This window comes from Nocardioides pakistanensis (genome assembly GCF_054781215.1).
The window spans coordinates 78,411-95,950 of record NZ_BAAGUV010000044.1 but is presented as its reverse complement, the minus strand read 5'-3'; the positions used below and the strand labels follow the sequence as shown (position 1 = coordinate 95,950).

Genomic DNA, 17,540 nt, shown 5'->3' with positions numbered 1-17,540 from the left:
GCGCGCGTTCGCTGCGTTCAGGAGACGAGCGCACCGACCACGCTCAGCGCCAGCAGGCCTGTGCACAGGGCCAGGGCGCCGGTGTGCAGCGTGGTGTGAGCCCGGGGCTGCTCCAGGCGGGGACGGTCCAGGTAACCCGCGGCCTTCAGCTGGTCCCAGCGCTCGACCACCCAGGTCGCGGCCTGGCTCGGCGCGACAGGTCCTCCACCGCGGGTGCGCCGGGGCGCGGGCACGGCCCAGGCCTGGAAGCTGCCGTAGGCGGTCACCAGGCGCAGGCCCAGCCGGCTGTCGACGTCCTGGAGCGCCGGCCACGGCACGTGCACGGTGCGCCAGACGTTGCGCAGCTGCACGCCACCGTCGCTGACCTCCACGGCGGGGCGCCAGAAACCCAGCCAGGCCAGCGCCGCCACCAGGCCGACCGGGCCGGCGTACCTCAGTGCCGCCGGCGGATCGGTGACGGCCAGCCACACCAGCAGCGCGGCAGCCAGCGACACGGCGACCACCGCGAGGCCACGCGAGAAGCCGGACCGGTAGGTCAGCGTCTCTCCCATGGCCCAACTCTCGCACGCATCTCGACGCAGGAAGGTGAACGGTGAGCAGCAGCACCAGCACGCCCACGTCGGGCGGCAACGGTCCGATCCTGGAGGTCGAGAAGCTCAACGTCTCGTTCTGGGTCGACGACACGTGGTACCCGGCCGCGATCGACGTGAGCTACCACGTCAACGCCGGCGAGGTGCTGGCGATCGTGGGCGAGTCCGGTTCGGGCAAGACGCAGTCGTCGATGTCGCTGGTCGGTCTGCTCCCGCCCAACGGCCGGGCGACCGGCAGCGCGAAGCTGCACGGCAAGGAGCTGATCGGCCTCACCGGGGCGGGGATGCGGGACGTCCGCGGCAACGAGATCTCGGTGATCTTCCAGGAGCCGATGACCGCGCTGAACCCTGTCTACACGATCGGCTTCCAGATCGTGGAGACGTTGCGCTCGCACTTCACGATGAGCCCCAAGGAGGCCAAGGAGCGGGCCCTGGAGCTGCTCCGCCTCGTGGAGATCCCCGAGCCCGAGCGACGCTTCGACAGCTTCCCGCACCAGCTCTCGGGAGGGCAGCGACAGCGGGCGATGATCGCGCAGGCACTGGCCTGCGAGCCGAAGCTGCTCGTCGCCGACGAGCCGACCACGGCGCTCGACGTGACGGTGCAGGCCGAGATCCTCAAGCTGATGCAGGACCTCCGCCACCGCATCGACGCCGGCATCATCCTGATCACGCACGACATGGGTGTGGTCGCCGACATGGCCGACCGGATCATCGTGATGAAGGACGGCCGGATCGTCGAGACCGGCACCGCCGACCAGATCTTCCACCACCCGCAGCACCCCTACACCCAACAGCTGCTCGCGGCGGTGCCCCACTTCGGCCGGCACGCAGCCCCGGCAGAGGGTGAGGAGGGTGGCCACGGCGACGAGATCTACCGGCGCGGTGCCGCGGTCGCGGAGCCCGCACCCGAGACGGAGCGCGGCACCCCGCTGGTCGAGATCAAGGACCTGGTCCTGGAGTACCCCAAGCGCGGGTCGCAGCCGGTGTTCCGGGCCGTGGACGGGGTCGACCTGACCATCGCGCAGGGTGAGGTGGTCGGCCTGGTCGGCGAGTCCGGGTCCGGCAAGACCACGATCGGCCGGGCCGTGGTGGGCCTGCTCCCGGTGGCCGGGGGCTCGCTCAAGGTCGCCGGCGTCGACATGACGCACGCCAAGGGCAAGGACCTCAAGCCGCTGCGACGCAAGGTCGGCATCGTCTTCCAGGACCCCGGCTCCTCGCTGAACCCCCGGCTGCCGATCGGGGAGTCGATCGGCGAGCCGCTCTACCTGCACGAGAAGCTCCGCGGCAAGCAGCTCAACGAGCGGGTCGAGGCCCTGCTCGACGACGTGCAGCTGCCCCGGGCGATGCGCAACCGCTATCCGCACGAGCTCTCCGGCGGCCAGCGTCAGCGGGTCGGCATCGCCAGGGCGCTCGCCCTCGAGCCGCAGCTGCTGGTGGCCGACGAGCCGACGTCCGCGCTCGACGTGTCGGTCCAGGCGCGGGTCCTCGAGCTGTTCCAGGAGCTGCAGCGCGAACACGGCTTCGCCTGCCTGTTCATCAGCCACGACCTCGCGGTGGTGGAGATGCTGGCCAGCCGGATCGCGGTGATGCACCACGGCAAGCTGGTCGAGGTGGGTCCGCGCGAGCAGATCGTGTTCGACGCCCAGGACCCCTACACGCGCAGGCTGGTGGCCGCCGTACCCGTGCCGGACCCGGACGAGCAGCGGGAGCGGCGCCGCGAGCGCGACGCGCTGCTCGCCCAGGAGGGTGTGTCCTGACGCCCGCCCACCGGCTCGATTGGAGCCGGGGCGGGGCGGTCTGGCAGAATGGCCGATCGAGTCCTGCGTGCCGGACCCTCTCACCCGGCCACGCTCGACCAAGCGCAGCGATCTCGGCCTGGCCCCACCTGGTGCGGGACGCTCATCAACTCACAAGCTCGCAAGGAGACACCACACCCGTGGCAGTCAAGATCCGTCTGAAGCGCATGGGCAAGATCCGTGCGCCGCACTACCGTGTCGTCGTCGTCGACTCCCGCAAGAAGCGTGACGGCAAGGTCATCGAGGAGATCGGGAAGTACCACCCGAAGGAGGAGCCCTCGCTGATCGAGGTCGAGTCCGAGCGGGCGCAGTACTGGCTCGGTGTCGGCGCGCAGCCCTCCGAGGCCGTGGCCGCGATCCTCAAGGTCACCGGCGACTGGCAGAAGTTCAAGGGCGAGCCAGGTGCCGAGGGCACCCTCAAGACCGCCGCTCCCAAGCGCGACAAGGCCGAGATCTTCAACGAGGCCCTCAAGGAGGCCGCCAGCGAGCCGAAGGCCGAGGCGGTGACCAAGAAGGCCAAGAAGTCCGAGGCCAAGGAGGCCGCGGCCGAGGCCCCGGCCGCCACCGAGACCCCGGGCGTCGAGACCCCCGAGGGTGCGACCGAGCAGGCTGAGGCCGAGGAGGTCAAGGCCGTCGACGCCGAGCAGCAGGCCGCCAGCACCGACGTGCCGGCCGACAAGGCCTGATCACCATGCTGGTGGACGCGCTCGAGCACCTCGTCCGAGGGATCGTCGACCACCCCGACGACGTCACCGTGCGTGACAAGCAGCTGCGTCGGGGCTCGCTCCTCGAGGTGCGCGTGCACCCCGAGGACCTCGGCAAGGTGATCGGCCGCGGCGGCCGCACGGCCACCGCGCTGCGCACCGTCATGGGTGCGCTCGCCGGCCGCGGCGGCGTCCGGGTCGACTTCGTCGACGTGGACCGGCGTCGCTGAGCGCAGCACACGAGAGAAGCTCACCGCGAGTGGGGAGGCCGTCGTCGGCCTCCCCACTCGTCGCGTCTGAGCCGGTAAGGAGAAGCTGAGATGGCAGCAGGCACCGAGGTCGTGGTCGGCAGGATCGGCAAGCCGCACGGCGTGAAGGGCGAGCTCTCCGTCGAGCTGCGCACCGACGAGCCGGAGCGGCGGTTCGCGGTCGGCGCGGTGCTGCGCACCCAGTCACCCCAGGGCACGGCGCCCGGCGCCGCCCGGCCCGCGTCCCTGGCAGTGAAGGGCACCCGCTGGCACCAGTCCCGGTTGCTGGTCACCTTCGAGGAGATCCGTGACCGCAACGCGGCCGAGGCGGTCCGCGGCCTCCTGCTGGCCGTCGAGATCGACCCGGCCGAGGCGCCCGAGGACCCCGAGGAGTTCTACGACCACCAGCTGGTGGGTCTGCGGGTCGTCACCACCGAAGGCGGGGAGGTGGGCGAGCTCGCCGAGGTCGTGCACGGCACGGCCCAGGACCTGCTGTCGGTGCGGACGCCGGACGGCCGCGAGGTGCTGGTGCCCTTCGTCGCCGCGCTGGTGCCCGAGGTCGACGTCGCCGGCGGCCGGGTCGTGGTCGAGGACCGCCCCGGCCTGCTCGCGCCGGCCGTCGAGGACGAGGAAGGCGGCGCCTGAGCGATGCGCATCGACGTCGTGTCGATCTTCCCCGACTACCTGGCGCCGCTCGGGCTGTCGCTGGCCGGCAAGGCGCAGGCGTCGGGGCTGCTCGAGGTGCACGTGCACGACCTGCGCCGGTGGACCCACGACAGGCACCACACCGTCGACGACACCCCCTACGGCGGGGGAGCGGGGATGGTGATGAAGCCGGAGCCGTGGGGCGAGGCGCTCGACGAGATCGCCGCCGCCGGCCCCGGGGACCCGCTGCTGCTCGTGCCCACGCCCTCGGGCGAGCGCCTCGCCCAGCCGATGGCCGAGGAGCTCAGCCAGGAGCAGTGGCTGGTCTTCGCCTGCGGCCGCTACGAAGGCATCGACCAGCGGGTGATGGACCACTACCGGACGCGGATGCGGGTCCGGGAGGTCTCGATCGGCGACTACGTGCTCAACGGTGGCGAGGTGGCCGCCCTGGTGGTCGTGGAGGCCGTCGTACGACTCCTGCCCGGGTTCATGGGCAACCCGGAGTCGCTGGCCGAGGAATCACACGGCGGGGACGGGCTGCTGGAGTACCCGGTCTTCACCAAGCCGCCGAGCTGGCGCGGGCTCGACGTGCCCGAGGTGCTGTTCAGCGGTCACCATGCGCAGATCGCCCGGTGGCGGCGCGACCAGGCGCTCCGGCGTACGGCGCTGCGCCGACCCGACCTGCTCGCCGCGATGCCTCCCGGGGCACTCAGCGACCGGGACCGTGAGGCGCTGGCCGATTTCGCCACCGACCGAGCCCTGTGGCAGACTTGACCCTCGGTCCAGTGCATCGCGGCTGCACGCGCGCCCTCACGGCGCCGTGAGCCGACGGCCCACCTGCCACAGGGGGTGGAGCCGTGTGATGACCCAGGCTCCCGTCCTGGGGACCGACTCGATCCCGTGAGTGACGACATCCGTGGGTGACCTGTGGCGCCGACGAGGAGACTGCCATGACCAACGTCATCGACACGCTCGCCGCCTCGGTGAAGCGCGACGACATCCCCGCCTTCCGCGCCGGCGACACCCTCAAGGTGCACGTCAAGGTCGTCGAGGGCAACCGCTCGCGTATCCAGGTGTTCCAGGGCGTCTGCATCCGTGTCCAGGGCTCCGGCGTCGGCCGCACCTTCACGGTCCGCAAGGTCTCCTTCGGCGTCGGCGTCGAGCGCACCTTCCCGCTGCACTCCCCGATCTTCGACAAGATCGAGGTCGTGACCCGCGGTGACGTCCGCCGCGCCAAGCTGTACTACTTGCGCAACCTCCGCGGCAAGGCCGCCAAGATCAAGGAGAAGCGCGAGGCGACGCCCGCCAGCTGATCCGGCGTTGGCTAGGCTCGCTGCGTGACAGACGACGCGCAGGACGTGGACCGCGACCCCGTGATCGGGGCGCGGTCCTCTGTCTCTCCGGGCGCTCCACAAGCCGCTCCGGACGGTGCGCCGGTGGCGCCGGCCCCTGCTGGGCGCGCGGCGCACCGGCACGCCCTTCCGGTGTGGCAGGAGATGGGTCTCCTGCTGGTGATGGCGCTGGTGCTCGCGGTGGTCATCAAGTCGTTCTTCCTGCAGGCCTTCTACATCCCGTCGGGTTCGATGAACGACACGCTCGTGCTCGACGACCGGATCCTGGTCCAGAAGGTCTCCTACTGGACCGGGGTGCCGCAGCGCGGTGACATCGTCGTCTTCTCCGACCCCGGCGGCTGGCTCGGTCCCGCCGAGACCGGCACCGCCGACTCGCCGCTGGCCAAGGCGATGGAGACCGTCGGTCTGTACCCCACCGGCGGCCACCTGGTGAAGCGGGTGATCGGGGTCGGCGGTGACCGCGTGGTGTGCTGCAACGCCGACGGCCGGATCACGGTCAACGGCGTCGCGCTCCACGAGGAGTCGTATCTCCCGGCGGGGGAGAAGCCCTCCATCGAGCGGTTCGACATCGCGGTCCCCGACGGCTACCTGTGGGTGCAGGGCGACAACCGGTCGAACTCCGCGGACTCGCGCAAGCATCTCGGTGACCCCGGCGGCGGGATGATCCCCGTCGACGACGTGGTCGGCAAGGTGTTCATGGTGGTCTGGCCCTGGGACCACCTGACGATGATCGAACGCCCTGCGACCTTCGACGCGGTGGGAGGTCCGTCGTGAGCGTCCTGCCACGGGGCATGACGGTCCGCCGCGACGCGGGGCTGTACGGCTACGAGCGAGCACTGCGCCGAGCCGGCCTCGATCCGATCGCGGGGGTCGACGAGGCCGGGCGGGGCGCGTGTGCCGGCCCACTCGTCGCCGCGGCCGTGATCCTGCCCGAGGGCCGGCGCGGTGAGGTGCCCGGCCTGGCCGACTCGAAGCTGCTCACGCCGCTCGCCCGCGAACGCTGCTACGACCAGATCCTGCGCCGGGCCCTGGCCTGGTCGGTCGTGGTCGTCGAGCCCGAGGAGTGCGACCGGATCGGCATGCACGTGGCCAACGTCGAGGCGCTCCGCCGGGCGCTCGCACGGTTGGACGTGCGACCGTCGTACGTGCTCACCGACGGGTTCCCCGTCGACGGCCTCGAGGTCCCGGGGCTCGCGGTGTGGAAGGGCGACCGGGTCGCGGCGTGCATCTCGGCTGCGTCGGTGGTCGCGAAGGTGACCCGGGACCGGATCATGGCCGAGCTGGACGAGGTCTACCCCGCCTACGACTTCGCGACGCACAAGGGCTACATCACCGCGGTGCACACCGCGGCGCTGGAGGAGCACGGGCCGTGTCCGGTCCATCGCCGCAGGTTCGTCAACGTGCGCCGGGTCGAGGACATGGCGGACAATGAGCCCGAGGCTGCGGCCGGACGGGTTCTGGAAGCGGAGGAGGCACGATGAGCGCCGAGGATCTCGAGAAGTACGAGACCGAGATGGAGCTCCAGCTCTACCGCGAGTACCGCGACGTGGTCGGGATCTTCAAGTACGTCGTGGAGACCGACCGCCGCTTCTACCTGTGCAACCAGGTCGAGGTGAAGGCGCGGACCGAGGCCGGTGACGTCTTCTTCGAGGTGTCGATGACCGACGCCTGGGTCTGGGACATGTACCGCCCCGCCCGGTTCGCCAAGAACGTCAAGGTCCTCACCTTCAAGGACGTCAACGTCGAGGAGCTGAACCAGTCCGACCTCGAGCCGCCCAAGGGGTGAGCATCGGTCGGGAGGTCCCTCGACTTGAGGGCTGTCCGAATTCTTTACCTTTCCACCGGTTTGCACGCCGGTGACCGCCTGGGTAACCTGAGGCTGAGACCCGCGTCACAGCGGGGGCGTCGGAGCTCGGGTTCCACGTCGTCACAGGGAGCTCGGCGCTCCCTGCTCGCCGGACTTGAGGGAGTCCGGCAGGTCTGTCTTTGGGAGGGGACGACTGATGGGCGTGTCCACGTGGGCGAGAGCACGGATCCGTGGCGCCGAGAACGGTGCTGCGGTCGTCGAGTTCGCGCTCGTCGTACCGCTGCTGCTCAGCCTGGTCTTCGGCATCATCAGCTTCGGCTACATGCTCAGCTTCCGCCAGGCGCTGAGCCAGGGCGCGGCCGAGGGCGCGCGGGCGGCGGCGGTCGCACCACCGTTGGTCTCGGCCGGCGACAAGACGCTGCGGGCGCTGCACGCGGTCAACGAGGCCCTGCAGAGCTATGGCGTCAGCTGCGTCGGCACCCAGCTGCTGCGGGAGGGGCAGGTCGTCGGCAGCTGCGCCCCGACGGTCGCGGCATGTGTCAACGACGCGGCTCGGCAGTGCGTCAGCGTCCGGCTGACCTACGACTACCGGGACCACCCGTTGCTGCCGAGCGTGCCCGGGCTCGGGTTCTCGCTTCCCGAGTCGCTCACCTACACCGCCGTCGCCGAGGTCAGTGCCTGATGCCCGAGCACCGGCCTCCGGTGGTCCGGCCTCCGGTGGTCATGACTCCGGTGGTTCGGCCTCCGGTGGTCGAGCCCGTCGAGACCCCGGTGTCCGGGGAGAGGAGCCGTCGCGACGAGCGCGGTGCGGTCGCGGTGATGTTCGCCGTGCTGGCCTCGGTGCTGATCCTGGTGGCGGCGTTTGCGGTGGACCTCGGCATGCAGCGGGTCAGCCGGCGGGACATGCAGGCGCTCGCCGACGTGGCGGCGCTCGATCTGGCCCGGGAGATGCGAGGCCGTACGGCGGCCGAGATCAGCGCCGACCCGACCTGGCAGGACGCGGTTGTCGAGATCCTGGCCCGCAACAACCTGACCCTCGGGGAGGCGCCCGAGCTGGCCGCCGAGCTCGGCACGCTGGACCCGCACACGGGCGACTTCGTGCCCGCACCCGACGGGTCGACGGTGCCCACCGCGGTGCGGGTGCGCGCCTCGACGACGGTCGACTACGTGTTCACCGGCGGGAGCGGGGGAGCAGCCAGGACCGCGGTGGCAGCGCTCCAGCCGTCAGCCTGCTTCAAGCTCGGCTCCTATGGCGCGAGCCTGCGGAGTGCGGACTCGCCCCTGCTCACCGCGTTGCTCAACGACGCGCTCGACCTCGAGGTCCTGAGCTACCGCGGACTCGCCGGTGCCAAGGTGACCCTGGCTGACCTCGCACTGGAGCTGGGAGCGGGCACGGTCGATGAGGTCCTGGCTCTCGAGGAGGTGAGCATCGGCGGCTTCTACCTGGCGGTGGCCGACGTGCTCAGCCGCCAGTCGGGGCAGAGTGCCAACGTCGACCTGCTCCAGACGCTCGCCACCCGGGTCGGCGCCCTTCCGCCGGTGCGGCTGACCGACCTGGTCGCACTGACCCCCGGCGACAGCAGCGCCCTGGCCGCGAGGCTCGACGTGCTCGACCTCGTGACCGGGGCGGCGTTCGTGGCCAACGGCGACCACTTCCTCGACGTGCCGGCGTCGGTGACCCTGCCGTGGCTCGGCACGAGCTCGCAGCTGAGGATCAAGGTCGTGCAACGTCCACAGATGGCCTGCGGGCCGGTCGGTCGGGCGCGGGCGGAGACCTCTCAGCTGGAGATCGAGGTCAGGCACGGGCGACTGCTGGACCTGCCTCCGATACTCGGTGTCGACGTCGACCTCGACATCTCACGTCTTGCGATCGAGCTCGGCAGCGCCGAGGGCGTCCTGACCGAGATCACGTGTCCGGCTGCTCCCGGCGACCCCGAGGGGATGACCGTCGAGGTCGGGACAGCCCTCGCCGACATCGGCCTCGAGGCCAACCTCGACGTCGTCGGCTGGGGATCGAGCGCGGACCTCCACATCGGTCTCGAGGCGCACAACGCCTCCCGGTCAGGCGGATCGGTCGAGCTGAGCTACCCGCCGATGACCTACGACAGTCCGGCGCCGACACCCGCGGGCCCGTTCGTGATCCCGACCGTGGACCTTCGGGTCAACGGGGGCGGCAGCTGGGGCGGTGCCGGCCTCGCCGCCGGTCTCCGGATCCAGCTCGGCGAGCTGGTCGTCGAGGAGCTCAACGGCCTGCTGATCGAGCCGCTGTCGACCATGCTGGGTCTGAAGACCGCCGGCGCCGACGTGTACGGCGTGCCGCACCCTTCCTGCGACACCCCGGCCCTGCGCGGCTGACCTCGACCTCAGGCCGCTAGCGGTCCACAGCGCGTTCCCTCGCGGCTGCATCCACAGCCGGGACTGCCGTGCCCCTCGGCGCACGGCGGGTCGGGGAGGCTTCCTGCAGGAGGTCCGACATGACTGCTGCTGCCCGACAACGAGCATCCCTGGGAGCGTTCGGCGAGGCGCTCGCCGCGCGACATCTCATCGAGCAAGGCCTGGTCCTGCTCGACCGCAACTGGAGGTGTCCGTCCGGCGAGATCGACCTCGTGCTTCGCGACGGCCGGGTGCTCGTCGTGTGCGAGGTCAAGACCCGGTCCTCGGTCGCATTCGGCAGCCCGCTGGAGGCGGTCACCGAGCAGAAGGCGGCCCGCCTGCGACGGCTGGCCGCCCTGTGGATCGCCGACCACGACCTGCGCCCTGACGAGGTGCGGATCGACCTGATCGGGGTGCTGGCGGTCCCGGGCCGACCTGTGGAGGTCCAGCACGTGCGAGGAATGGCCTGATGGGGGTCGCGACCGCACGCACGATCACGCTCCAGGGCGCCAGCGGTCATCTGATCGACGTCCAGGTCGACGTCGCGCAGGGCCTGGTGAAGACCTCGCTGGTGGGCCGGCCCGACGCGTCGATCAGCGAGTCTCGCGACCGGTGTCGCGCAGCGGTGACGAACAGCGGCTTCAGCTGGCCCACCACCCGGCGGGTCACGATCCTGCTCTCGCCCGCCGACCTGCCCAAGCGCGGGCCGCACTTCGACCTCGCGATCGCGGTCGCCGTGCTGGCGGCCTCCCGCGCGGTCCCGGTCGCCGCCCTCGACGGTGTCGTGTTCGTCGGCGAGCTGACCCTCGAGGGGAGGCTCCGGGCCGTCCCGGGAGTGCTCCCGATGGCGATGGCCGCCTCGGCGCGGGGCATCGGCACCATGGTGGTGCCGGAGCCCCAGGCGCACGAGGCGGCCATGATCCCGGGGATGACCGTCCTCGGCGCGAGGTCACTCGCCCAGGTGGTGGCGCTGCTGCGTGGTGACCCACCGCCCGAGGCGGCCCCGGTTCCCCCGCTGGCGGCGGGACCGCTGCTCACCTGGCGCGGCGAGGACCGGATGGAGGACGTCGACCTCTCCGACGTCCTCGGCATGGAGGAGGCGAAGTACGCCCTCGAGGTGGCCGCCGCCGGCGGGCACCACCTGATGCTGAGCGGCCCGAAGGGCGCGGGAAAGACCACCCTGGCGGAGCGACTGCCGGGCATCCTGCCGGACCTCACGCTCGAGGAGGCCCTGGAGCTGAGCGCGATCTACTCGCTGGCCGGATGCCTGCCGCCGGGACAGGGCGTGCTCACCCGGCCGCCGTTCCGGGCACCGCACCACTCGGCGACCCGGACCGGGATGCTCGGTGGCGGCAGCGGCCGGGTCCATCCCGGTGAGGTCAGCCGCGCCCACACCGGGGCCCTCTTCCTCGACGAGTTTCCGCTCTTCCAGGCCGACATCATCGAAGGGCTGCGCGAGCCACTCGAGAGCGGCGAGGTCACCATCGCCCGTGGTGAGGAGATCGCCACGTTTCCCGCGAGGGCTATGTTCGTCCTCGCGTGCAACCCGTGTCCCTGCGGGGAGTACCACCCGACCAACCGCGACAACCGCTGCGAGTGCCTGGAGGTGCGTCGGCGGGAGTACCGCCGCAAGATCAGCGGCCCGATCGCCGACCGCATCGACATCGTGCGGCACCTCGAGCCGCTCGGGCGTCGGGAGCGTGACGACCGGTTCGCCAGCCGGGAGAGCAGCGCCACGGTGCGGGCCAGGGTCACTGCGGCCCGGGAACGACAAGCGACCCGGTATGCCGGCACCGGCTGGCGGCTCAACAGCGCGGTGCCGGGCCCGGTGCTCCGCGACCGGTGGCCCCTGCCGGAGGACGCTCAGACCCTGGTCGACGACCGGGTCTACGCGGGTGCCCTGACCCGTCGTGGCGCCACCCGGGTGCACCGGCTGGCCTGGTCGGTCACCGACCTGCGCGGTCTGGAGCAGCCGGGACCCGACGAGGTGGACACCGCGCTCCGACTGCGGACCGGTGAGCCGCTGCTGGTCGGCGCGCTGTCGGGAGGGGCGCGATGAGCGAGCGCATCGCCCGCGCTGCGCTGAGCCGGGTGGGGGAGCCGGGCGATGTCCGGCTGACCAGACTGGTCGCGGAGCTCGGGGCCGAGGAGGTCTTCCAGCAGCTCCGGGACGAGCAGGACCTCGGCGGGGTCTACACCGACGTCGCCACCAGACTGCGGGGTCTCGACCCCGAGCGCGACATCGAGGACGCCGCGGCCAAGGGCATCCGCCTGGTGTGCCCCGGCGACCAGGAGTGGCCCTCCGGGCTGACCGACCTCCGGCACGCCGAGCCGCTGCAGAGCCGGGGAGGGGTGCCGCTGTGCCTGTGGCTCAAGGGTCCCCTGCGGCTCGACCAGGTGGCTGCCCGGGCGACAGCGGTGGTGGGGTCCAGGTCCGCGACGACCTACGGCACCGGGGTGGCTGCCGACATCGCCGCGGACCTCGGCGAGCGCGGGGTCGCGGTCGTGTCGGGCGCCGCGTTCGGGATCGACCAGGCGGCCCATCGCGGTGCGCTCGCGGCGAAGGGGCCGACGGTCGCCGTGCTCGCGTGCGGCGCCGACCGGGCCTATCCGTCGGCGCACCGCAACCTGCTCGACTACATCGCCGACGTCGGCCTGGTGGTGTCGGAGGTGCCGCCGGGCGCTGCCCCGACCAAGGTGCGCTTCCTCGCCCGTAACCGGCTGATCGCCGCTCTTGCCCAGGGCACGGTCGTGGTCGAGGCCGCGGTGCGCAGCGGAGCGCTCAACACCGCGAACTGGGCGTTGCGGCTGCACCGCGTGCTGATGGGGGTTCCCGGGGCGGTCACCAGCGCGCCGTCCCAGGGAGTCCACGAGCTGATCCGCTCCCACGGGGCCGAGCTGGTGACCTCCGGCGCCGACGTCCTCGAGCTGGTCTCCCCGGCGGGTTCGTTCCTCAGTGCGCCGCCGCGGGCACCGGAGCGGCTCGAGGACCGGCTCAGCGACCGGGAGCGACAGGTGCTCGACGCGGTGCCGGTGATGCAACCGGCGGCGGCCGACTCGTTGTCGCGCACCGCGGGGGTCGGCCTGCGTGAGGTGGAGACCGCGGTGGAGCGGCTGCGGGCGCTCGGGCTGGTCCACCGCACAGATCGCGGCTGGGTGCGCCGCCGACAGCCTGCCGAGGCGGCCGGTGGGTGACCGACCCGGGCGGCGAGAGCCGCCGCTGGCCGGCTCGCCGGGTCAGGTCAGCGGGCCCCGGCGCTGATCCGAGCTCCGGTGCCCAGGGGCGGCCACCGGGGTCAGTCCGCGCGGAGACCGAAGAAGGTCGTCGAGGAGAAGCGCTGCCCGGGGAACAGCGTCGCGGGCGGGAAGTCCGGCCGGTTGGGCGAGTCGGGATAGGTCTGCGTCTCCAGGCAGAGCCCGTCGCTCTGCCGATAGGTCCGCCCGCCCTTGCCCAGCAACGAGCCGTCGAGCTGGTTTCCGGAGTAGAAGTGCACCGCCGGCCGGTCGGTGGACACCTCGAGGACGCGCCCCGAGTCGGGGTCCCGCACCCGCGCGGCCAGGGTGAGCCCGTCGTTGGACGTCGGCCGGTCCAGGACCCAGCTGTGGTCGTAACCGAGGGCGTTCCGCAGCTGCTCGGCGCCGTTCCTCAGCCGTGCGCCCACCGGTCGAGGCTCCCGGAAGTCGAACGGCGTCCCGGCGACCGGCGCCGGGCCACCGATCGGAATCCCGGTCTCGTCCACGGGCAGGTAGCGGTCGGCGAGGATCTCGAGCTCGTGCCGCTCGACGGTGCCGCCGCAGACCCCGGCGAGGTTGAAGTACGCATGGTGGGTCGGGTTCACGAGCGTGGGCCGATCGGCGACCGCAAGGTACTCGACGCGCAACCCGTCGGTCGTCAGCGTGTAGGTGACGCTCACCTCGACGGTTCCGGGGAACCCCATGTGGCCGTGCTGGCTCACGTGCTCGAACACGACCTGGGGACCGTCGACCGACGTCGTCGCCCGCCGCGCCCACACCTGGCGATGGAAGCCGTCCGGTCCGCCGTGCAGGGCGTGGCCTCGGTCGGTCGCCGGGACGCGGTGCTCCTGGCCGTCCAGGACGAACCGGCCGTGGGCGATCCGGTTGGCGTACCTCCCGACGACGGCGCCGATGAACGCATCCTGCTCCAGGTAGCCCTCAAGCGTGTCGAACCCGAGGACGACGTCGTCGAGCCGACCGTCCCGGTCGGGAGCGCGCAGGGACTGCAGGGTCGCGCCGAAGGTCAGGAAGGCCGCGGTGAGGTCGCCGTGGTGCAGCTCGATGCGCTCCACGGGGGTGCCGTCATGGGTGACCCCGAGCTCCTCCCAACGAAGGTCGGTCATCGCCCCAACTTCCTCACGTCCCCGGTCCCGCCTGCTGATCCGTCATAACATCACAGCATGTCCACGTCTGCGACACCTGCTCGGCCGCCCCGGATGGCCGAGGTGGCGCAGCTCGCCGGCGTCTCCCACCAGACCGTCTCCCGGGTGCTCAACGACTACGCAGGGGTGCGGCCGGAGACCCGGCGCCGGGTGATGGCCGCGGTCGAGGCACTCGGCTACCGGCGCAACACCGCAGCGCGACTGCTCGCCTCGAGCCGCTCGCAGATGATCGGCGTGGTCACCTACGGCACGGCGCAGTACGGCCCGGCGAGCGTGATCCTCGGGTTGCAGGAGGCGGTCCGCCGCACGCCGTACGACCTGACCATCGTCGGGGTCCAGGACTTCACCTCGGAGTCGTTCCGGTCCGCGGTGGACCACCTCCTGGAGCGTTCGGTCGAGTGCCTCGTGCTGGTCGTGCCGCACCGGTCGGTGCTGCGCTGGAGCAGGGAGCTGGAGCTCGGGGTCCCGGTGGTCACCGTCGAGGGCGACCTGTCCGAGCTGCCGCTCACCGCCGGCGTCGACCAGCTGGCGGGTGCCCGGATGGCCACCGAGCACCTCCTCGAGCTCGGCCACGAGACCGTCGTACACCTCGCCGGCCCCCAGGACTGGTCCGAGGCGGTCGCCCGGCGGGACGGATGGCGGGCACAGCTCGAGGAGTCCGGGCGGCCGGTCCCGCCGCTTCGCTGGGGTGGTGACTGGAGCGCCCGCAGCGGCTACGAGACGGGCCGGTCGCTGGCCCGGGAGCCCGACGTCACCGCGGTCTTCGCGGCCAACGACCAGATGGCCCTGGGCCTGATGCACGCCCTGCGGGAAGCCGGACGCCGGGTACCCGAGGACGTCAGCGTGGTCGGCTTCGACGACCTCCCCGAGGCGGGCTACTTGGCTCCGCCGCTGACCACCGTGCGGCAGGACTTCGCCGAGCTCGGCCGCCGCGCGATGGGTCTGGTGCAGCGGGTTCTCGAGGGCGAGCAGGCCGCCGCTGTGCCACTCGTCCCGCCGTCGCTGGTCGTCCGCGGATCGACCCGCTCGCCTCGCTGACGCCGGTTCGCTGAGGCGGGTCGCTCGCGCCGCGGGACCAAAGTCCGTATTTCGATCTGTTACCTACGGGTTACTTGACGTGGTCGGAGTGAGGCGTGACACTCGTCGAAATGTTAGCGCTCACATTTCGAGAGCGTGCCCACGGCGAGAGAGGCAGGCAGCGATGGCTCAGGGTGCGCCCATGGTGGTCGGAGTCGACTTCGGCACCCTTTCGGGGCGGGCCGTGGTCGTCCGCGTGAGCGACGGTGAGGAGCTCGGCAGCGCCGCCCACCCCTACGCACACGGTGTCCTCGACCGGGTGATGCCCGACGGCACCACGGCTCTGCCGCCCGAGTGGGCGCTTCAGGTGCCCGCCGACTACGTCGAGGTGCTCAAGGTCGCCGTCCCGGCCGCGCTCGAGGCGGCCGGGGTCGACCCGACGGACGTGATCGGCATCGCCACGGACTTCACGGCGTGCACGATGGTCCCCACGCGCTCGGACGGCACGCCGCTGTGCGAGCTGGCCGAGTTCGAGAACAACCCGCACGCCTACGTCAAGCTCTGGAAGCACCATGCCGCCCAGCCGCACGCCGACCGGATCAACGAGCTCGCCCGCGACCGCAGCGAGCCCTGGCTGGCTCGGTACGGCGGGCTGATCTCCTCGGAGTGGGAGTTCGCCAAGGGGCTGCAGCTGCTCGAGGAGGCCCCCGAGGTCTACCGGGCGATGGACCACTTCGTCGAGGCTGCCGACTGGATCGTCTGGCAGCTGTGCGGCAGCTACGTGCGCAACGCCTGCACCGCGGGCTACAAGGGGATCTACCAGGACGGCACCTACCCGTCCACGGACTTCCTCGGTGCCCTGAACCCCGAGTTCGCCGGGTTCGTCTCCGACAAGCTCGAGCGCACCATCGGCCAGCTCGGTGAGCGGGCCGGATCGCTCACCGCGGAGGCCGCCAAGTGGACCGGGCTGCCCGAGGGGATCGCGGTCGCCGTCGGCAACGTCGACGCACACGTCACCGCGCCGGCGGCACGCGCGGTCGAGACCGGGCAGATGGTCGCGATCATGGGCACCTCGACGTGCCACGTGATGAGCAGCGAGACCCTCCGCGAGGTGCCGGGCATGGCGGGCGTGGTCGACGGCGGCATCGTGCCCGGGATGTGGGGCTACGAGGCCGGGCAGAGCGGTGTGGGAGACATCTTCGGCTGGTTCGTCGACAACGGGGTCCCGGAGTCCTACGCCGCCGCCGCACGTGAACGCGGCCAGGACCTGCACACCTACCTCTCCGAGATCGCGGCGAAGCAGCGCGTGGGCGAGCACGGCCTGGTCGCCCTCGACTGGCACAGCGGAAACCGGTCGGTCCTGGTGGACCACGAGCTCTCCGGCGTGATCGTCGGGCAGACCCTCGCGACCCGGCCCGAGGACATCTACCGCGCGCTCGTGGAGGCCACCGCCTTCGGCACGCGCACCATCATCGAGACCTTCCAGGCGGCCGGCGTCCCGGTGACCGAGCTGATCATCGCCGGTGGACTGTTGAAGAACCCGTTCCTCATGCAGGTGTACGCCGACGTCACGAACCGGCCGCTGTCCACGATCAGCTCCAACGAGGGGCCCGCCGTCGGCTCGGCCATCCACGCCGCCGTGGCCGCCGGCGCCTACCCCGACATCCACGCAGCCTCGGCGGCGATGGGCCGCGTGCACCGCGATGTCTACCGGCCGATCCCGGAGAACGCGGCCGCCTACGACGAGCTGTTCGAGGAGTACCGGCTGCTTCACGACTACTTCGGCCGCGGCACCAACGAGGTCATGCACCGCCTCAAGCAGCGCCGCCGAGCAGTCATGGCGCAGGCCGCTCCGGCCGACCATGCCGCGGAGCTGTCCGAGCCGGACCAGGTCGAGGCGGGAGGGCTGCGATGAGCATCCCCGAGGTGGCGCGCGGCACGGTCCAGGAGCTGAGGGAGTCGGTGGCTGCCCTGCACGCGGAGCTCACCAGGTACCAGCTGGTGATCTGGACCGCCGGCAACGTGTCGGCCCGGGTGCCCGGTCACGACCTGATGGTGATCAAGCCCTCCGGCGTCTCCTACGACGAGCTGTCGGCGGAGAACATGGTCGTGACCGACCTGCACGGCGAGCTCGTCGAGGGCGACTACGCGCCCTCCTCGGACACCGCGGCCCACGCCTACGTCTACCGGCACATGCCGGAGGTCGGCGGAGTGGTGCACACCCACTCCACCTACGCGACCGCCTGGGCGGCGCGCGGCGAGCCGATCCCGTGCGTCCTGACCATGATCGCCGACGAGTTCGGCGGTGAGGTGCCGGTCGGTCCCTTCGCGCTGATCGGTGACGAGTCGATCGGGGAGGGGATCGTCTCGACGCTGCGGGAGAGTCGCTCACCGGCCGTGCTCATGCAGAACCACGGCCCCTTCACCGTCGGCAAGGACGCACGGGCTGCGGTCAAGGCGGCGGTGATGGTCGAGGACGTGGCGCGCACCGTGCACATCGCCCGTCAGCTCGGCGAGCCGGTCCCGATGGCGCAGACCGACGTCGACAGCCTCTACGCCCGCTACCAGAACGTCTACGGGCAGCACTGATGAACGAGAACGCGGAAGGAGC

Annotated in this window: 19 protein-coding genes; 17 read left to right on the top strand and 2 right to left on the bottom strand. The window is 71.6% G+C overall.

All coding sequences use genetic code 11. The features are described 5' to 3' along the window. Window positions 1-17: 17 nt before the first annotated feature. Window positions 18-551 (bottom strand): PH domain-containing protein, encoded by a 534-nt coding sequence (locus tag ACYVIH_RS16435; protein ID WP_460870564.1) that lies wholly within the window; start codon window positions 549-551, stop codon window positions 18-20. Window positions 552-592: 41 nt separating this feature from the next. Here ACYVIH_RS16435 and ACYVIH_RS16430 point away from each other — a divergent pair, with 41 nt between their 5' ends. The 14 genes from ACYVIH_RS16430 (at window position 593) to dprA (ending at window position 12,710) form a co-directional block, all read left to right on the top strand. Then, window positions 593-2,347: an ABC transporter ATP-binding protein gene (locus ACYVIH_RS16430; RefSeq protein ID WP_460870563.1), complete on the top strand. Its 1,755-nt coding sequence runs from the start codon at window positions 593-595 to the stop codon at window positions 2,345-2,347. A gap of 179 nt (window positions 2,348-2,526) precedes the next feature. Further along, complete coding sequence (gene rpsP / locus ACYVIH_RS16425; RefSeq protein ID WP_460870562.1) at window positions 2,527-3,072, top strand: 30S ribosomal protein S16; 546 nt, start codon at window positions 2,527-2,529, stop codon at window positions 3,070-3,072. Window positions 3,073-3,077: 5 nt separating this feature from the next. Beyond that, window positions 3,078-3,320 carry an RNA-binding protein gene (locus ACYVIH_RS16420; RefSeq protein WP_460870561.1) on the top strand — a complete coding sequence of 81 codons (243 nt, stop codon included), beginning with the start codon at window positions 3,078-3,080 and terminating at the stop codon, window positions 3,318-3,320. A gap of 90 nt (window positions 3,321-3,410) precedes the next feature. Further along, window positions 3,411-3,983: a ribosome maturation factor RimM gene (rimM, locus tag ACYVIH_RS16415; RefSeq protein ID WP_460870560.1), complete on the top strand. Its 573-nt coding sequence runs from the start codon at window positions 3,411-3,413 to the stop codon at window positions 3,981-3,983. A 3-nt stretch (window positions 3,984-3,986) separates the two neighbouring features. Further along, window positions 3,987-4,757, top strand: coding sequence for a tRNA (guanosine(37)-N1)-methyltransferase TrmD (trmD, locus tag ACYVIH_RS16410; RefSeq protein ID WP_460870559.1), 771 nt, complete (start codon window positions 3,987-3,989; stop codon window positions 4,755-4,757). Window positions 4,758-4,933: 176 nt separating this feature from the next. After that, a complete protein-coding gene (gene rplS, locus ACYVIH_RS16405) occupies window positions 4,934-5,296 on the top strand; it encodes a 50S ribosomal protein L19 (RefSeq protein WP_460870558.1) in 363 nt (120 codons plus the stop codon). Between the two features lie 24 nt (window positions 5,297-5,320). Then, window positions 5,321-6,109 (top strand): signal peptidase I, encoded by a 789-nt coding sequence (gene lepB, locus ACYVIH_RS16400; RefSeq protein ID WP_460870557.1) that lies wholly within the window; start codon window positions 5,321-5,323, stop codon window positions 6,107-6,109. 17 nt (window positions 6,110-6,126) lie between these two features. Continuing rightward, entirely contained in the window at window positions 6,127-6,816 is a 690-nt protein-coding gene (locus ACYVIH_RS16395; RefSeq protein WP_460870617.1) for a ribonuclease HII, read from the top strand. Beyond that, a complete protein-coding gene (locus ACYVIH_RS16390; protein ID WP_460870556.1) occupies window positions 6,813-7,121 on the top strand; it encodes a DUF2469 domain-containing protein in 309 nt (102 codons plus the stop codon). Before ACYVIH_RS16395 ends, ACYVIH_RS16390 begins: the two co-directional genes overlap by 4 nt. A gap of 217 nt (window positions 7,122-7,338) precedes the next feature. Further along, a complete protein-coding gene (locus ACYVIH_RS16385; protein ID WP_460870555.1) occupies window positions 7,339-7,824 on the top strand; it encodes a TadE/TadG family type IV pilus assembly protein in 486 nt (161 codons plus the stop codon). Then, the gene (locus tag ACYVIH_RS16380; protein WP_460870554.1) at window positions 7,824-9,497 is read left to right on the top strand and encodes a pilus assembly protein TadG-related protein; all 1,674 of its coding nucleotides are present in this window, start codon (window positions 7,824-7,826) and stop codon (window positions 9,495-9,497) included. The genes ACYVIH_RS16385 and ACYVIH_RS16380 overlap by 1 nt, the downstream gene beginning before the upstream one ends. Before the next feature lie 119 nt (window positions 9,498-9,616). Beyond that, window positions 9,617-9,985: a YraN family protein gene (locus ACYVIH_RS16375; protein WP_460870553.1), complete on the top strand. Its 369-nt coding sequence runs from the start codon at window positions 9,617-9,619 to the stop codon at window positions 9,983-9,985. Further along, window positions 9,985-11,574, top strand: a complete 1,590-nt coding sequence (locus ACYVIH_RS16370) for a YifB family Mg chelatase-like AAA ATPase (RefSeq protein WP_460870552.1) — start codon at window positions 9,985-9,987, stop codon at window positions 11,572-11,574. The genes ACYVIH_RS16375 and ACYVIH_RS16370 overlap by 1 nt, the downstream gene beginning before the upstream one ends. After that, the gene (dprA, locus tag ACYVIH_RS16365; protein WP_460870551.1) at window positions 11,571-12,710 is read left to right on the top strand and encodes a DNA-processing protein DprA; all 1,140 of its coding nucleotides are present in this window, start codon (window positions 11,571-11,573) and stop codon (window positions 12,708-12,710) included. Before ACYVIH_RS16370 ends, dprA begins: the two co-directional genes overlap by 4 nt. Before the next feature lie 101 nt (window positions 12,711-12,811). On the opposite strand, the gene ACYVIH_RS16360 is transcribed toward dprA, so the two are convergent. Beyond that, complete coding sequence (locus ACYVIH_RS16360) at window positions 12,812-13,873, bottom strand: aldose epimerase family protein (RefSeq protein WP_460870550.1); 1,062 nt, start codon at window positions 13,871-13,873, stop codon at window positions 12,812-12,814. Window positions 13,874-13,930: 57 nt separating this feature from the next. Between ACYVIH_RS16360 and ACYVIH_RS16355 the strand changes: the two genes are divergently transcribed. The 3 genes from ACYVIH_RS16355 (at window position 13,931) to ACYVIH_RS16345 (ending at window position 17,518) form a co-directional block, all read left to right on the top strand. Further along, the gene (locus ACYVIH_RS16355; RefSeq protein WP_460870549.1) at window positions 13,931-14,950 is read left to right on the top strand and encodes a LacI family DNA-binding transcriptional regulator; all 1,020 of its coding nucleotides are present in this window, start codon (window positions 13,931-13,933) and stop codon (window positions 14,948-14,950) included. Window positions 14,951-15,131: 181 nt separating this feature from the next. Continuing rightward, complete coding sequence (gene araB / locus ACYVIH_RS16350) at window positions 15,132-16,844, top strand: ribulokinase (RefSeq protein WP_460870548.1); 1,713 nt, start codon at window positions 15,132-15,134, stop codon at window positions 16,842-16,844. After that, window positions 16,841-17,518 carry an L-ribulose-5-phosphate 4-epimerase gene (locus ACYVIH_RS16345; protein ID WP_460870547.1) on the top strand — a complete coding sequence of 226 codons (678 nt, stop codon included), beginning with the start codon at window positions 16,841-16,843 and terminating at the stop codon, window positions 17,516-17,518. Before araB ends, ACYVIH_RS16345 begins: the two co-directional genes overlap by 4 nt. Window positions 17,519-17,540: the final 22 nt, after the last annotated feature.

What these genes read in the sequence shown, in the direction of transcription:
- ACYVIH_RS16355 (WP_460870549.1), top strand. Translation starts at nt 13,931, where the DNA reads ATGTCCACGTCTGCGACACCTGCTCGGCCGCCCCGGATGGCCGAGGTG.
- ACYVIH_RS16345 (WP_460870547.1), top strand. Translation starts at nt 16,841, where the DNA reads ATGAGCATCCCCGAGGTGGCGCGCGGCACGGTCCAGGAGCTGAGGGAG.
- ACYVIH_RS16360 (WP_460870550.1), bottom strand. Translation starts at nt 13,873, where the DNA reads ATGACCGACCTTCGTTGGGAGGAGCTCGGGGTCACCCATGACGGCACC.
- ACYVIH_RS16375 (WP_460870553.1), top strand. Translation starts at nt 9,617, where the DNA reads ATGACTGCTGCTGCCCGACAACGAGCATCCCTGGGAGCGTTCGGCGAG.
- ACYVIH_RS16420 (WP_460870561.1), top strand. Translation starts at nt 3,078, where the DNA reads ATGCTGGTGGACGCGCTCGAGCACCTCGTCCGAGGGATCGTCGACCAC.
- rplS (WP_460870558.1), top strand. Translation starts at nt 4,934, where the DNA reads ATGACCAACGTCATCGACACGCTCGCCGCCTCGGTGAAGCGCGACGAC.
- ACYVIH_RS16385 (WP_460870555.1), top strand. Translation starts at nt 7,339, where the DNA reads ATGGGCGTGTCCACGTGGGCGAGAGCACGGATCCGTGGCGCCGAGAAC.
- ACYVIH_RS16380 (WP_460870554.1), top strand. Translation starts at nt 7,824, where the DNA reads ATGCCCGAGCACCGGCCTCCGGTGGTCCGGCCTCCGGTGGTCATGACT.
- dprA (WP_460870551.1), top strand. Translation starts at nt 11,571, where the DNA reads ATGAGCGAGCGCATCGCCCGCGCTGCGCTGAGCCGGGTGGGGGAGCCG.
- ACYVIH_RS16395 (WP_460870617.1), top strand. Translation starts at nt 6,127, where the DNA reads ATGACGGTCCGCCGCGACGCGGGGCTGTACGGCTACGAGCGAGCACTG.
- ACYVIH_RS16390 (WP_460870556.1), top strand. Translation starts at nt 6,813, where the DNA reads ATGAGCGCCGAGGATCTCGAGAAGTACGAGACCGAGATGGAGCTCCAG.
- rimM (WP_460870560.1), top strand. Translation starts at nt 3,411, where the DNA reads ATGGCAGCAGGCACCGAGGTCGTGGTCGGCAGGATCGGCAAGCCGCAC.
- ACYVIH_RS16435 (WP_460870564.1), bottom strand. Translation starts at nt 551, where the DNA reads ATGGGAGAGACGCTGACCTACCGGTCCGGCTTCTCGCGTGGCCTCGCG.
- trmD (WP_460870559.1), top strand. Translation starts at nt 3,987, where the DNA reads ATGCGCATCGACGTCGTGTCGATCTTCCCCGACTACCTGGCGCCGCTC.
- araB (WP_460870548.1), top strand. Translation starts at nt 15,132, where the DNA reads ATGGTGGTCGGAGTCGACTTCGGCACCCTTTCGGGGCGGGCCGTGGTC.
- ACYVIH_RS16370 (WP_460870552.1), top strand. Translation starts at nt 9,985, where the DNA reads ATGGGGGTCGCGACCGCACGCACGATCACGCTCCAGGGCGCCAGCGGT.